Consider the following 14,053-nt stretch of genomic DNA (forward strand, 5'->3'; position numbering starts at 1 on the left):
GGGATTCCCTCAGTCCTTAAATTTTCTGGCTCGGGCGATCAGACGCCGAGATAGGTATGCAGCTTGTCCATGTTGGCCGACAGCTCGGAATTGGCGAAGCCGTCGATCACCTTGCCGTGCTCGACGATGTAGTAGCGGTCGGCGACCGTGGAGGCGAAACGGAAATTCTGCTCGACCAGCAGGATCGTGAATCCCTGCGACTTCAGGCGCGCAATGGTGTGCCCGATCTGCTGGATGATGACCGGCGCCAGGCCTTCGGTCGGCTCGTCCAGCATCAGGAACCGCGCGCCGGTGCGCAGGATGCGCGCAATCGCCAGCATCTGCTGCTCGCCGCCCGAGAGCTTGGTGCCCTGGCTGGTGAGACGCTCCCTCAGATTGGGAAACAGCGTGAAGATCTGGTCGAGCGGCAGGCCGCCCGGGCGCACCACCGGCGGCAGCAGCAAATTCTCGCGCACGTCGAGGCTCGAGAAGATGCCGCGCTCTTCGGGGCAGAATGCGATGCCGAGCCGCGCGATCTTGTCCGAAGTGGTGCGGATGATCTCCTTGTTGTCGAAGCGGATCGAGCCGGAGCGCTTGCCGATCACACCCATGATCGACTTCAGCGTGGTGGTCTTGCCGGCGCCGTTGCGGCCGAGCAGCGTCACCACCTCGCCCGCCTTCACGTTGAAATTGATGCCGTGAAGGATGTGGGATTCGCCGTACCAGGCTTGCAGATCCTTGACCGTCAGCACCTCGGCGCCGGTCGCAGCCACAGGCTTTTCCGCGAGTTTTGCCTCAGCCATGACCCGCTCCCAGATAGGCTTCCTTTACGCGCTCGTCCTTGGAGAGGTCGGCGTAGTTGCCTTCCGCCAGCACCTGCCCGCGCGTCAGCACGGTGATGATGTCGGAAAGGTTGGCCACGACCGAGAGGTTATGTTCGACCATCAGGATGGTGTACTTGGCCGAGATCCGCTTGATCAGCGCTGCGATCTTGTCGATGTCCTCATGGCCCATGCCGGCCATCGGCTCGTCGAGCAGCATCATCTCGGGGTCGAGCGCGAGCGTCGTTGCAATTTCAAGTGCGCGCTTGCGGCCGTACGGCATCTCGACCGCCGGCGTGTTGGCGAATTCGCTCAAACCGACGTCGTTCAGGAGCTCATGGGCGCGCGGATTGAAGCGGTCGAGCACGCTCTTCGAGCGCCAGAAATCGAACGACGAGCCGTGCTGGCGCTGCAGCGCCACGCGCACGTTTTCCAGCGCGGTCAGATGCGGAAATACCGCCGAAATCTGGAACGAGCGGACCAGCCCGAGCCGCGCCACATCGGCCGGCGGCATCGCGGTGATGTCCTGGCCCTTGTAGCGAATCTGGCCGCCCGTCGGCTTCAGGAATTTGGTCAGCAGGTTGAAACAGGTCGTCTTGCCGGCGCCGTTCGGCCCGATCAACGCATGGATACTGCCGCGACGCACCTTCAGCGCGACGTCGCGAACGGCGAAGAAACCCGCGAATTCCTTGGTCAATCCGCTGGTTTCGAGAATGAACTCATCGGCCAAAAAGATTCCCCCATACGCCATCGCCGCGAAGCCCCTCGCCCGCGTGGCCAGCTTTTTTCATGTTCGACAGGTTGTCCGCAACGTCTTGGAAACCGTCCGGGGCCCGTCGCCTCCGGGCCGGAATATGCCGTCATCTGCGGCAGTTACGCAAGGTGGAAAGCTGTGCAGTGCAGTATTGGCACGACCAGTTCCGGTTGATCCTTAGTCGAATGGCTTTTGAGCACGCTTTGCGCCTCGGAAAGCCGCCATTAAGCGTGTTTTGCTCAGGTCTTTCCCTTTCATAGAATATTTCCGCCTCTCGGCCGAAGCTCCCGCCATTACATTATGAACGGCTACAGCCTTGCATTTCGAGAGCGCCAATTCCTCGGTCATCAAGTCGATCCGCCAGCGTGATTTCCTCAACACGTGGCTGCGGCTTTATGCCCGTGGCCAGACGATGCCGCGCTTCGACGAGTTTCAGCCGGAGCGAATCGAGGAAGATCTGCCGGACACCGTTTTCTTCACCGTCGACGCAGCGGCGCAGCCGCCGCGGTTGACGATCGAGAGCGATGGCACGCGGATGGCGACCGCCTATGGACACAGCGGCAAGGGCCGCCTGCTCGACGACTATCTCGGACCGCGGCTCGCGGCGATCGTGATGCCGGTCTACCACGAATGCATCGTGCGGCAGCTCCCCGCCTACACCATCACCGATATCGACGACATCTACGGTCACGTCGTGGCCTATGAACGGCTGCTGCTGCCGTTCTCGGATGGCGGTCCCGTCACGCATCTCGTCGCGTCGCTGAAGACGATCAGCGAGAACGGCAGTTTCGAAATCCGCAACCTGATGCGCGGCAACGACGCGCTGCCGAACTTCAAGCTGTGCGCGATCATCGACCGCGACCTGTTCCACCGCGCCCCCGGCCGCATCCCGCCCGGGGATGTGCTTGAATTCGGCTAGCCCGGATATCTCACACGATGCCATTCAGAAGTGCCGATCCATCGGTGGTCAAATCGATCACGCAGCGGGTGCTGCTGAACGCCTGGCTGCGCGCCGTACGCACACCGGACGCGCTTCCCATGCTGTGCGACTTCCACACCGAGGGCAGCGCCGACGAGCGGGCCGACATGATGGGCTTTGACGTCGAGGGCAGCGGCGACGCCGCCCGTTTCATGATCACGCAGGAAGGCGCGCGGCTGACCACCGCCTATGGCAACGAGCATGTCGAGCCGCGGCTGCGCACGAACCGCTATCTCGATGACGCGATCGGCCCGGAGCGCTATGCCGGCGTGATCCTCTCCTATCGCGCCTGCCTGACGCGCAAGCGTCCGACCTACACGGTCGCGGAGGTCACCGACGCCGATGGCAAGGATGTCTCCTATGAGCGGCTGCTGCTGCCGTTCGGACGTGGCGACAGTGTTGAGCACATCATCGGCTCGTACAAGGCGATCAGCATCGAGGGTGGCTTCCGGCTGCGCAATCTGATGGGCGTGACGCCGAAATCGGTACCCGTCATCACCGTCCGGGCGGTGATCGACCGCAGGTTCGTGCCGGCAGATCGTCCGGCGAGCCGGGATTCCGTCGAACTGATCTAGGTCCCGGACGCAGACTCAGGCGGCTGACGCGCCACCACTGTCGCCGACGAGATCTTCGCGTGAACTGCCTAGCCGTGAAGTTGCGCGTTGAGGCCGTCCCAATTCGGCGTGCGTCGGGTTGCCTCGAGCGCCCCGCTCTGGGAGTTGCGACGGAAGAGCAGGCCCTTCTGGCCCGAGAGTTCTTTGGCTTTCAGTACCCGGCCGTCTTCCAACAGGATGCGCGCGCCCGCCGTGACATAGCAGCCCGCTTCGACGATACAATCGTCACCCAATGAAATGCCGATACCGGCGTTGGCTCCGATCAGGCAGCGCTCACCAACTGTAATCCGCTCTTTCCCGCCTCCGGACAGCGTGCCCATGATCGACGCTCCGCCACCAATGTCGCTGCCGCTTGCCACGACGACACCGGCGCTGATCCGGCCTTCGACCATGCAGGGACCGAGCGTACCCGCATTAAAATTGCAGAAGCCTTCATGCATGACGGTCGTTCCGGCAGCCAAATAGGCTCCGAGCCTGACCCGGTCCGCATCTGCAATTCTCACGTCCGCATGCGTCACATAGTCAGTCATGCGCGGAAACTTGTCCACGCCGGTCACCTCGAACCCAAGGCCACGCTTGCGCGCCACGATTCGCGCTTCCGCTACACGCGCACTTTCGCAGGGACCGAATGTGGTCCAGGCAACGTTCGGCAACAGACCGAAAATTCCGTCAAGGTTCTGGCAATTCGGCTGGACGAGCCGGTGGCTCAGGAGATGGAGTCGAAGATATGCGTCGTGCACGTCGGTCGGCGCAGATGCAAGGGAGTCAATTTCTGTGCGAATGGCAACGATGTCGACATTGCGGACGTCGTCGTGTCGCGCATATCCGTCGGCCGAGGCCCCCAACGATCTGCTGATCTCGTCGCTCGCCAGCCGTACCGTTGCCGTCTTGCCGGCATCCTCAACCAGGCTCAGCCGAAGAAACCAGGAATCCAGCACGCGACCATCAGCGGCAATCGTCGCAAATCCCTCGCCTCTCGCGCCCCTTAGTTCCATCGCCATTTGAATTTCTCACACCTAACGATCCCAAACATAGTGCATACGCGAGTTCTCGTGGAAATGGCAACTTCCGGACGCTCAGGCATGTCCGCTTTGGGTCATTTTCGACGGATTCTTCGGGGATTGTCGGCAGGCTACTCCAAACCGGCGGGCGCACGAAACGCGTCAGCCCTTCTTGCGCGCCTTCGCCGGCACTTCCTTGGCATAGATATCCGGCTTGAAGCCGACGACGCGCTTCGGTCCGAGATCGAGCACCGGACGCTTGATCATCGACGGCTGCTCGGCCATCAGCGCCAGCGCCTTGCGCTCGTTCAGCCCTTCCTTGTCGGCATCGGGCAGCTTCTTGAAGGTGGTGCCGGCGCGGTTGAGCAGCGTCTCCCAGCCGACCTCGTCGCTCCACTGCTTGAGCTTGTCCTTGGCGATCCCAGCGGTCTTGTAGTCGTGGAAGTCATAGGTGACGCCATGTTCGTCGAGCCAGCTGCGCGCCTTCTTCATGGTGTCGCAGTTCTTGATGCCGTAGATGGTGATGGTCAAAGCCGTTCCCCATATGCGATTGCTGCGGGGAAACTAGCCCCGCAGCCATCACAGCGCCAGATCGAACAGCGCCACGAGGGACGTGAAGGCGGAGTCCCCATACTCGGTGTCGTCCCCCGGCTCGACCGGGGGACCCAGTACGCCGCGGCATCTCCGTATCCCACAGCCGCCTCTGGAATACTGGATCGCCCGGTCGAGCCGGGCGATGACCGCGGGGTTATGGCGAGACGAAGCGATCTCCACACCGATATTGCGCGCGCTCAGTGTGCGTCATGCGTGAAGACGAAATCGTGATCGCTGGCGTGGGCCTCGTGGCAGGCGAAGCACGTCTCGTGCTGCGCGGCATCGACCGGCTTGCCGTCGATGAAGCGGCCGAAACCCCAGCCGCCGGTCGCGGCATATTTGGCCGTATCCTTGACCATGACCTGCACGGTGGTTGCCGGCCCCGTGATGAAGGCGCCATTGAGGCCCGCAACCGGCTTGCGTTTCCAGGCGAGCTTGACCAGCACGGTGCCGTCGGGGAAACGCGCAGCGCCATCCTGATAGGCCTTCACGGCCGTCGCATTGCCGAGCACGCTGCGCAGTTCGTCGAGCCCGGTTTCCTCGCCGACCGCGATCAGCTTCCAGTCGCGATAGCCCTCGGGAATTTTCACGCCGAAGATCGGCGACCCCAGTGCCGCATCATCGGCATGCCCGACGGCAAACGGCAATGATGCGCTGATGCAGGCTGCCGCGATCGCGGCAGATGCCCATTTCACAACCTGTCTCATGATACTTGTCCGCGCTCTCGATTCTTGTTTGACGCGCTTTCTTCACGCGAACCGGTATCCACTTCGCTCGAAAACGCTCTAGGCCTTGCTGACGTCGATGATGGCCTGGACGAAGGCCTGCGGCGCTTCCTGCGGCAGATTGTGGCCGATGCCGCCGGCGAGCTGCCGATGCTCGTAATGCCCGGAGAACTTCTTGGCATAGGCTGATGGCTCCGGATGCGGCGCGCCGTTGGCATCGCCTTCCATCGTGATGGTCGGGATCGCGATGACAGGCGCCTCGGCCAGCGTCTTCTCGAAGGCGTCGTACTTCGCTTCGCCCTCGGCGAGGCCGAGCCGCCAGCGGTAATTGTGGATCACGATATCGACATGGTCGGGGTTTTCGAATGCGGCCGCGCTGCGATCATAGGTGGCGTCGTCGAACTTCCACTGCGGCGAAGCGAGCTGCCAGATCAGTCTGTTGAAGTCGTGCCGGTTCTTGGCATAGCCCTCGCGGCCACGCTCGGTCGCGAAATAGAACTGGTACCACCATTGCAGCTCGGCCTTCGGCGGCAGCGGCATCTTGCCGGCCGCCTGGCTGCCGATCAGGTAACCGCTGACCGACACCATGGCCTTGCAGCGCTCGGGCCACAGCACCGCCATGATGTTGGCGGTGCGCGCACCCCAATCATAGCCGCCGAGCACGGCCTTCTCGATCTTCAAGGCGTCCATCAGCGCGATGATGTCGGCGGCGACCGCCACCGGCTGGCCGCTGCGCATCGTGTCGCTGGAAAGGAAGCGCGTGGTGCCGTAGCCGCGCAGATACGGCACGATCACGCGATAGCCGGCATCCGCCAGCGCCGGCGCGACGTCGGCATAGCTGTGGATGTCGTAGGGCCAGCCGTGCAGCAGGATGACGGCGGGACCCGACGCCGGCCCCATCTCGACATAACCGGGATCGAGCACGCCGGCATTGATCTGCTTGACCGGGCCGATCGAGGTGTGGCCGCCGGCCTTGACCGCCGGCAGCGCCGGCTTGGATTGCGCGCTGGCCGCTCCGATCAAGCCGAGCCTGGAAACGGCGAGGATCCCGCCGGCGATGCCGAGGAAGCGGCGGCGTTGCTGATTGATGGATTGGGACATGGCGATCTCCTTACGTCTGGTGTCGAATTCAATATTGCAGAGACCGCCCCCGTCCGCTTTCAGAGGACGTGGATTTGTCCTTCAGACCGTCGTGATTTTGGCTCCGGGCGGCCTGTGCTAGGTTCCGCCGCGGACTCAGCCACCGGCCGCCGGACCAGCCAATTTGACCTACCATTTCAACGACTTGACCCTCGATTCCGAGCGCCGGGAGCTGCACCGCGGCGATGCCCTGGTGGCCGTCGAGCCGCAGGTCTTCGACCTCCTGGAATTCCTGATCCGTGCCCGCGACCGGGTGGTCAGCCGCGACGAGGTGCTGGCCGCGGTCTGGCACGGCCGGATCGTCTCGGAAGCGACCCTGAGCAGCCGGGTCAACGCCGCGCGGACCGCGATCGGCGACAATGGCGAGGAGCAGCGGCTGATCCGCACCCTGCCCCGCAAAGGCCTCCGCTTTGTCGGCGATGTCCGGGAGGACAGTGCGCCTGCTCGTCCGGTTGCTGATAACGCCACTCCGCCAAGGCCGAGCGAGGGCCCGTCGATCGCGGTGCTGCCCTTCACCAATATGAGCGGCGATCCCGAGCAGGATTATTTCGCCGACGGGATCGCCGAGGACATCACCACCGCGCTCGCCCGTTGCAGCCGCCTCACCGTGATCGCGCGCAACTCCGCCTTCACCTACAAGGGCAAGGCGGTCGATATCCGCCAGGTCGGGCGCGAGCTCGGCGTCGGCTATGTGCTCGAGGGCAGCGTCCGCCGCGGCGGCGACAGGTTGCGCATCACCGGGCAGTTGATCGACGCCAGCTCCGGCGCGCATCTGTGGGCGGATCGCTTTGACGGCGCTGCGACCGACGTGTTCGACCTGCAGGATCGCATCACCGAGAACGTGGTCGGCGCGATCGAGCCGACCATGCTGGTCGCGGAGGCCGAGCGGGTGCGCGCAGCGCCGCCCGACAAGCTCGCCGCCTACGACCTGCTGCTGCGCGCCTATAGCCTGCGCTACGAGTTCACGTCCGAGAGCATGGAAGCCGCGCTCGACTGCCTCGACCAGGCGCTGGCGCTCGATCCCAACTATGCGCCGGCGCTCGCGGCATCGGCCTATTGCCATGCGATGCGCCATGTCCAGGGCTGGCTGAAGCCGAACGACGCCTATCGGGAGCGCGCGGTCGCACAGGCCTGGCGTGCGGTGGAGCTCACGCCCGGTGATCCGCAGGTGCTGTGGATGGCGGCGTTCGCGATCTGGAACATGGCCGACGAGATCGAGCCCGCGCGCGAATTGTTCGAACGCTCGCTTGCGATCAATCCCAACTCGGCGATGGCGCTCGTGCTCGGCGGCTGGATCGAAGCGATGCGCGGCAACCAGACGACCGGCCGCGCCATGATCGAGCGCGCGCAGCGGCTCAACCCGCGTGACCCGCGCGGCTGGTTCGCCTCCGCGGCGCTCGCGATCTGCGCGGTGCTCGACCAGAATTTTGCCGAGGCGGTGATGTGGGCCGACAAGGCCCTGGCGCAGAACCGCCGCTTCGCAGTCGCCCTGCGCGTCCTGATCGTGGCGCTGGTGAAGACCGGCGAGCGCGAGCGCGCCACCCAGATCGCGCGCGAACTGCTCAAGGTCGATCCGGAGTTCACGATCTCCGGCTTCCTGTCGCGGATTCCGTTTCCGGTGCAATCGATGTCCGCGACCTATCGCGAAACGCTGAAGGCGGCCGGCGTCCCGGATTGACGCTGCTCTGAGGACGCGACGATCATTCACCATCCGGTTACGACAGCTTGCCGAAACGGATTTTAACTGTCTGTTTCCCTCAGCGCATAACAGGCTGCAACCCTTCATATAAGTCGAGAGACAATACACGTAACCTCCCGTAAACAAGCCCTACGGGTTGGCGTGAATGGGCTAAGCAGCAATGATTTCGAATGGCCGCGCTTTAATGTTGCAGACAATGCTTTATGTCGCGGCGCTTATCCTATTTGCCGCGTCGCTGTTTCTGCCTGTGGTCGTGACTGTTGAAACCAACCACGGCCTACCCCTCACTGAGGAGCGATGGATCGGCTGGTGGTTCCTATTCTTTGGCCCCCTCGGTGTCTCGAAGTGGCAGTTCGGCTGGTTCGCCAATCCCTTGATGCTGCTTTCCGTTATGCCGATGCCGCCTTATCTCAAATTGATCTTTGCGGGCCTTGCTGCAGCGCTCGCCGTCTCAACCATCACGATCAATTCGATGCATGTCGTAGACGCGGAGTTGGCGGTGAAGAGCGCAAGGTTGGGATTCTATCTTTGGCTTGGTTGCCCCTTTCTTTTATTATTTGGGGCACTTGTCGGACCAGACGGCGAGATCATTGGCATGAGCAGAGGGCAAGGCCGACAAGGCGCTGGCGCGGAACCACCGTTTCGCGGTGGCGTTGCGCGTCCTGATCGTGGCGCTGGTGAAGACCGGTGACAACGCACGCGCGACCCGGATCGCGCGCGAACTGCTCAAGGTCGACCCGGAGTTCACAATCTCCGGTTTCCTGTCGCGGATTCCGCTCCCGGGGGCAATCGATGTCCGCGATCTATCGTGAAGCCCTCAAGGCTGCCGGCGTCCCGGATTGACGCCGCTCCGAGGGCGCGACGATCACTCACCCGGGGTACACCGCTCCAGTCTGCCCGGCGGCATCGACCTGACGGTCGGGGCGCAGTAGTGCCTGCCTATAATCCACACAAAACCGCACGACCTACGGCTGATTTGTGCGGGAATTGCCGCTTGCAGCGTGCAGCCGCTTGGGAGCTAAGTTCGAATGTCGCGAGGGTGCGTTGCGCGAGACAAATGGTGCAGAAACCTCAATGGCCAGATCTATTTTGATCGCGATCATGGCGAGCTTCGCCTTGCTCGTGTTGAACCTGACTGGATTTTGCTATCTTCGGATGCGGTACCTTTCCAATCAAGAGCTGTTCGAGCGTGCGATAGCGCATGAAGCGTACAGGATCGGCGACTATCTCCCGGCAGATACGCCGAAATCCTATCTGGCGAGCCATCCGAACTGTTGCTCGATGCCAGATTTCCAGCCGAGCAACGCGTCTCTCGACGTTCTGCTTGGAAACAAAATCCTCTACGTCCGTGTCGTGTACAAGAGGCTTCAGGCCGAGATCGATAAATACCCCCGAGAGAAATTCTATGAGGCGTTCGTCGAAACGGCTCCTTGCGGAAAGACATTCCATGCAATTGGAATGAGCCGGGAGACCATCTGCGAAGTTGCGCCACGTCTTGGCCCCGACCCGGGCAACGCAGCAGCCGCCACAATGTCGCCCGTCTGCGGGACGCCGGACGTTGTAGGGCGGTTGCGGTGACCGCCGCTTGTGACCCAATCCGACGCAGCGCGCAACGCCGCCCTTTAGCGAACGCCACACGGCCTATGAGCCTATTCCGATCAATTGCACTGCTCGGCCGTTAGCCGTAGGCTTCCAACGGGCTAGGCTGGCGGGAAGCCATGGTTGTCGAGACGCGCTATGTGACCAGCGGCGAGGTCTTCGTCGCGTACCAGATATCCGGACAGGATGGTCCGGATTTGCTCATGACGCCGGGCTTTGTATCGCATCTGGAGCTGTCGTGGGAGAATCCTACCGCCGCCCGCTTCCTGAACAATCTCGGTTCGTTCTCCCGCCTGATCCGATTCGACAAACGCGGCACGGGTCTCAGCGATCGTGGCGTTGGGGTCCCGCATCTCGATGAAAGGATCGACGATATCCGCGCCGTTCTCGACGCCTCGGGTTCTAAAAGGGCCTACTTGTTCGGTCTCTCGGAGGGCGGGCCGATGTCGATCCTATTCGCGGCTACCTACCCGGAACGGGTCGAGGGTCTCATCCTGTTCGGCACATATGCGCGCACGGTTGGCGCATCCGTTCCGTTTGACGATTTTCCGAGATTGGAGCGCGATATCCGGTCCAACTGGGGTACCGGCAAGAGTCTACCCAGTTTCTCCCCGTCGGCAGCCGCAATTCCCGGGGCCATAGAGCGCTTCGCCAAGTTCGAGCGCTCGGCGGCCAGCCCGTCTGACGTTATCAACCTGATGCGCATGAACCAAGAGATCGACGTAACGGCCATCCTGCCGTCGATCCGTGTTCCTACGCTGGTCATGCATCGCCGCGACGACGTGCGCATTCGTGCAGCCGCCGGCCGCGAGCTTGGGGATAGAATTTCTCACGCGCGCTACATCGAACTACCGGGTAGCGATCACCTCGCATGGTCAGGAGATCAGGATCGGCTTGTCGAGGAAATCAGACAATTCATGGGTGTTTCCGCCACTGCCATCGACGTTGATCGCGTCCTCTCGACTGTGCTGTTCACCGATATCGTCGATTCGACAAGGAAAGCCACTTTGGTGGGCGACAGGCAGTGGCGTTCAACTCTGGAAGCGCATCATGAGGCGGTGCGTTCGGAACTGGAGCGGCATCGCGGACGCGAAGTTAAAACTACAGGGGACGGATTTCTGGCACTGTTCGACGGCCCGGCGCGCGCTGTCCGCTGCGCCCAGAGGATCGTCAGCGCGGTGCGACCGCTCGATATCGAAGTTCGGGCGGGCGTCCACACCGGTGAAGTCGAAATGATGGGCGACGATGTGGGCGGCATTGCTGTGCACATCGCGGCACGGGTAGCTCAGCATGCGAAAGCGAGCGAAGTTCTGGCCTCGAGCACGGTAAAAGACCTCGTCGCAGGTGCTGGCCTCAAGTTCGTCGACCAAGGTCGGGCCGAGCTTAAGGGACTCGCCGAGCCTATGCGCCTATTTGCAGCCCTCGCTTGAACTAAGTTCCCGGGGGAGGCTGCCGATTGCGCCTAAAAAAGCCGAGACGCTATCACCCGATGTCCGCTTCCGAGAGGTGACCCGACCAACGGCATACTGGCTGCCGGGGGCAGCCTTTGACCCAAAGGCGACCAATTGCATGCACAGCGTCCAATAGCTGGTACCAAACCCAACGCCCAACAGCACGAGACAGTTGAAGCGCCCTCACAACCCGAGGTCGCTCAGTGACGGATGATCGTCGGGGCGCCGGCCAAGAGGCCAATGGAACAAACGATCCTCGGGCTTTATCAGCAGGTCGTTGATGCACGCGTAACGCCGGCGCATCAGGCCGTTCGGCTCAAATTCCCAATTCTCGTTGCCATACGACCTGAACCAATTCCGACTGTCATCGTGCCATTCATAAGCGAACCGCACCGCAATCCGATGACCCGTGTAGGCCCACAATTCTTTTATCAGGCGATAGTCGAGTTCGCGGGCCCATTTCCGAGTGAGGAATGACTGAATCTGATCGCGACCCTCGACGAATTCCGCGCGGTTTCGCCGGCGGCTATCTGGCGTGTAGCCCAGCGATACCTGGGCGGGATCGCGACTGTTCCACGCGTCTTCGGCAAGGCGGACCTTCAGTACAGCGCTCTCAGTCATCGTGAAAGGTGGCACTGGTGGACGTTCGGCTTCCATTGTCAGTCTCCTGTTGTGGCGAGCTCTGTTTCGTAAGTTGGGGATCGGGGTCTCGAAAACGCTCAGGCGCGCACGGGTGGGCGCCAAGGGCTTGCGCGGGCTAACGCGATTTCCAGCAACCCTAAATCACTTTTGCGGCTCCAGAGAGCACCCGAGTCGACGGCGAAGTCGTCGGCTCGGGGCACTTATCAGGCGGCTTTGAGGTCGTTCGCTTGCACTACCGGGAAATCGATATCGGTCTTGGCGACCTCATTGACGAAGTTCGTGAAGACGTTCTCCACAACCAGGGCGACGATCTCGAGCACCTGAGCATCGCTGTATCCAGCCTTGCGAACCGCGACGAGATCTTCGTCGCTGACGTGGCCGCGCGTTTCGGCTACCTTTGCGGCGAAGTGAACGGCGGCAGCGGCCTTCGGATCGCTGGAAGAACCTTTCCGGTTGAGAGCGATCTCCTCCGGGCTGATCTTGGCGAAGTTTAGCCCGAGATAGGTGTGGGCCGACAGACAGTAGTTGCAGCCGTTCACCTGGGCCACGGCGAGCGCGATACGTTCGCGGGTTTTGACATCCAGACTCTTCGTGAGAGCTCCGCTGAGACTGGTTAAGCCTTTCAGCGCGGCCGGGCTGCTGGAGAACAGGCGGAACATGTTGGGGACGACGCCGAGCTGCGTCTTAACGGCATCCAGGATCGGCTTAGAGGCCTCTGGCGCATCGTCCAGAGCGGGAATAGTAAGGCGGGACATAGCGATCTCCTTCGTTAGTTAGAAAGTGACAAGCCGGTTCGATCGGCTCACGACGGAGATAGATCCTTCCACAGAGAACTATAATGCTGTAATTTCGAGAGACATCGTCTTACCGGGTGAGATAGTCAATTGGATCGTTTGGAAGCGATGACGATCCTCGTGGCCGTGGTCGACAAGGGTGGCTTCACCGCGGCCGCACGTGCTTTGGGTCAGCCTCTTCCCACCGTCAGTCGAAAGCTCGCAGAGCTGGAATCACATCTCGGCACGCGGCTGTTGAACAGGTCCACCCGACGGGTTGCTCTCACGGACGCGGGGCAGGACTACCTGTCTGCTTGCAAGCGCATCCTTGAGGAGATCGCGGACGCCGAGCGAAAGGTTGCCGGCGAATACGTCGCTCCGAAGGGCGAGCTCGTCATATCCGCGCCCATCGTCTTTGGCAGGCTCCATGTCGTCCCTGTTATCAGCGAGTTTCTCGCCAAATATCCGGACATCGACATCCGGACGCTCCTCTCTGATAGAAATGCTCATCTGCTCGATGACGACATCGATCTGGCTGTACGGATCGGCCGCCTGCACGACAGCTCTATGATTGCAACGCAAGTGGGCGTCGTGCGTCAGATCACTTGCGGAAGTCCACGTTATTTCGCGGCAAATGGTGTCCCGAAAGCGCCGCGCGATCTTCAAAAACTCTCCGTCATTACCTTCGAGGCCTTAAATGCAGGGGCGTCGTGGTCGTTCGGAGGCAAGAACGGTGAAGTGCTGCCAATCCGGTCGCGCCTGTCCGTCAACACCGCAGAAGCAGCGATCGATGCGGCGACTGCGGGTGTCGGCGTTACCCGAGTTCTGTCCTATCAGGCCGCACAAGCGATCGCCGACGGCAAGCTACAGGTCGTTCTCAGTTCGTTTGAGCCTGCCCCCGTGCCGGTGAGCATTATCTATGCAAATCAAAAAATGCTGCCGTTAAAGACGCGCAGCTTCATCGATTTCGCGGCCCCGCGGCTTCGCGCCAGGCTTTCTCAGCTTGCTGATCGCCCCAAGGCGTAAGATACGAAATCGTACCGACGAAGCCTGCTTGGCGCGGATACCGTTTCGTTGTCTAACGGATGGGACCGCAGACGAGGAGAACGACTAGGGTGGCAAAATGGTCTTGCATGGTCCGAACTTCCGGTTTTGGGCCCAGGCCGTGTGAAAACTCCGCCTCTACTATTAGTATTCTCCGGTGAATCGACGGGGACGGGCGATGGCGGGATTCGTGGAAGGGGTTGATCGCGGACAGAGCACGTTGTTCCCTGCACGGCTC

The 14,053-nt window shown here is 61.8% G+C and carries 16 protein-coding genes; 8 read left to right on the top strand and 8 right to left on the bottom strand.

Annotation, left to right across the window (positions count from 1 at the left end; translation table 11 throughout):
* Positions 1-38: 38 nt before the first annotated feature.
* The gene (locus FNJ47_RS24020) at positions 39-782 is read right to left on the bottom strand and encodes an ABC transporter ATP-binding protein (RefSeq protein ID WP_163157544.1); all 744 of its coding nucleotides are present in this window, start codon (positions 780-782) and stop codon (positions 39-41) included.
* Complete coding sequence (locus FNJ47_RS24025) at positions 775-1,530, bottom strand: ABC transporter ATP-binding protein (RefSeq protein WP_050419084.1); 756 nt, start codon at positions 1,528-1,530, stop codon at positions 775-777. The genes FNJ47_RS24020 and FNJ47_RS24025 overlap by 8 nt, the downstream gene beginning before the upstream one ends.
* A 340-nt stretch (positions 1,531-1,870) precedes the next feature.
* On the opposite strand from FNJ47_RS24025, the gene FNJ47_RS24030 reads away from it, so the two are divergent.
* Both FNJ47_RS24030 and FNJ47_RS24035 read left to right on the top strand, forming a co-directional pair.
* Positions 1,871-2,473 (top strand): PAS domain-containing protein, encoded by a 603-nt coding sequence (locus FNJ47_RS24030; protein WP_163157546.1) that lies wholly within the window; start codon positions 1,871-1,873, stop codon positions 2,471-2,473.
* Between the two features lie 17 nt (positions 2,474-2,490).
* On the top strand, positions 2,491-3,108 hold the full coding sequence (locus tag FNJ47_RS24035) for a hypothetical protein (protein WP_163157548.1): 618 nt from the start codon (positions 2,491-2,493) through the stop codon (positions 3,106-3,108).
* A gap of 68 nt (positions 3,109-3,176) precedes the next feature.
* Here the strand turns inward: FNJ47_RS24035 and dapD are convergent, their stop codons facing one another.
* The 4 genes from dapD to FNJ47_RS24055 all read right to left on the bottom strand — a co-directional run bounded on the left by dapD (position 3,177) and on the right by FNJ47_RS24055 (position 6,568).
* On the bottom strand, positions 3,177-4,148 hold the full coding sequence (dapD, locus tag FNJ47_RS24040; protein ID WP_163157550.1) for a 2,3,4,5-tetrahydropyridine-2,6-dicarboxylate N-succinyltransferase: 972 nt from the start codon (positions 4,146-4,148) through the stop codon (positions 3,177-3,179).
* Positions 4,149-4,310: 162 nt separating this feature from the next.
* Positions 4,311-4,679, bottom strand: coding sequence for an ArsC family reductase (locus tag FNJ47_RS24045; protein WP_163157552.1), 369 nt, complete (start codon positions 4,677-4,679; stop codon positions 4,311-4,313).
* Between the two features lie 260 nt (positions 4,680-4,939).
* Entirely contained in the window at positions 4,940-5,449 is a 510-nt protein-coding gene (locus tag FNJ47_RS24050; RefSeq protein ID WP_163157554.1) for a cytochrome P460 family protein, read from the bottom strand.
* A gap of 78 nt (positions 5,450-5,527) precedes the next feature.
* The gene (locus FNJ47_RS24055) at positions 5,528-6,568 is read right to left on the bottom strand and encodes an alpha/beta fold hydrolase (protein ID WP_163157557.1); all 1,041 of its coding nucleotides are present in this window, start codon (positions 6,566-6,568) and stop codon (positions 5,528-5,530) included.
* A 163-nt stretch (positions 6,569-6,731) separates the two neighbouring features.
* Between FNJ47_RS24055 and FNJ47_RS24060 the strand changes: the two genes are divergently transcribed.
* From FNJ47_RS24060 to FNJ47_RS24080, 5 genes are all read left to right on the top strand, one after another.
* Positions 6,732-8,285 carry a winged helix-turn-helix domain-containing protein gene (locus FNJ47_RS24060; protein ID WP_163157558.1) on the top strand — a complete coding sequence of 518 codons (1,554 nt, stop codon included), beginning with the start codon at positions 6,732-6,734 and terminating at the stop codon, positions 8,283-8,285.
* Positions 8,286-8,466: 181 nt separating this feature from the next.
* The gene (locus tag FNJ47_RS24065; RefSeq protein ID WP_163157560.1) at positions 8,467-8,997 is read left to right on the top strand and encodes a hypothetical protein; all 531 of its coding nucleotides are present in this window, start codon (positions 8,467-8,469) and stop codon (positions 8,995-8,997) included.
* A complete protein-coding gene (locus FNJ47_RS53960; RefSeq protein ID WP_175068411.1) occupies positions 8,975-9,118 on the top strand; it encodes a hypothetical protein in 144 nt (47 codons plus the stop codon). The genes FNJ47_RS24065 and FNJ47_RS53960 overlap by 23 nt, the downstream gene beginning before the upstream one ends.
* A gap of 232 nt (positions 9,119-9,350) precedes the next feature.
* Positions 9,351-9,884, top strand: a complete 534-nt coding sequence (locus FNJ47_RS24075; RefSeq protein ID WP_163157562.1) for a hypothetical protein — start codon at positions 9,351-9,353, stop codon at positions 9,882-9,884.
* A 140-nt stretch (positions 9,885-10,024) separates the two neighbouring features.
* Positions 10,025-11,335 carry an adenylate/guanylate cyclase domain-containing protein gene (locus FNJ47_RS24080; RefSeq protein WP_163157564.1) on the top strand — a complete coding sequence of 437 codons (1,311 nt, stop codon included), beginning with the start codon at positions 10,025-10,027 and terminating at the stop codon, positions 11,333-11,335.
* A gap of 204 nt (positions 11,336-11,539) precedes the next feature.
* Here FNJ47_RS24080 and FNJ47_RS24085 read toward each other — a convergent pair whose 3' ends face one another.
* Positions 11,540-12,013, bottom strand: a complete 474-nt coding sequence (locus FNJ47_RS24085) for a nuclear transport factor 2 family protein (protein ID WP_163157566.1) — start codon at positions 12,011-12,013, stop codon at positions 11,540-11,542.
* A gap of 188 nt (positions 12,014-12,201) precedes the next feature.
* Positions 12,202-12,753, bottom strand: coding sequence for a carboxymuconolactone decarboxylase family protein (locus FNJ47_RS24090; RefSeq protein WP_163157568.1), 552 nt, complete (start codon positions 12,751-12,753; stop codon positions 12,202-12,204).
* Between the two features lie 129 nt (positions 12,754-12,882).
* Here FNJ47_RS24090 and FNJ47_RS24095 point away from each other — a divergent pair, with 129 nt between their 5' ends.
* Positions 12,883-13,797 (top strand): LysR family transcriptional regulator, encoded by a 915-nt coding sequence (locus FNJ47_RS24095; RefSeq protein WP_163157570.1) that lies wholly within the window; start codon positions 12,883-12,885, stop codon positions 13,795-13,797.
* Positions 13,798-14,053 lie beyond the last annotated feature (256 nt).

The sequence above is a fragment of the Bradyrhizobium uaiense genome (assembly GCF_010811875.1).
GTDB classification, from domain to species: Bacteria; Pseudomonadota; Alphaproteobacteria; order Rhizobiales; family Xanthobacteraceae; genus Bradyrhizobium; species Bradyrhizobium uaiense.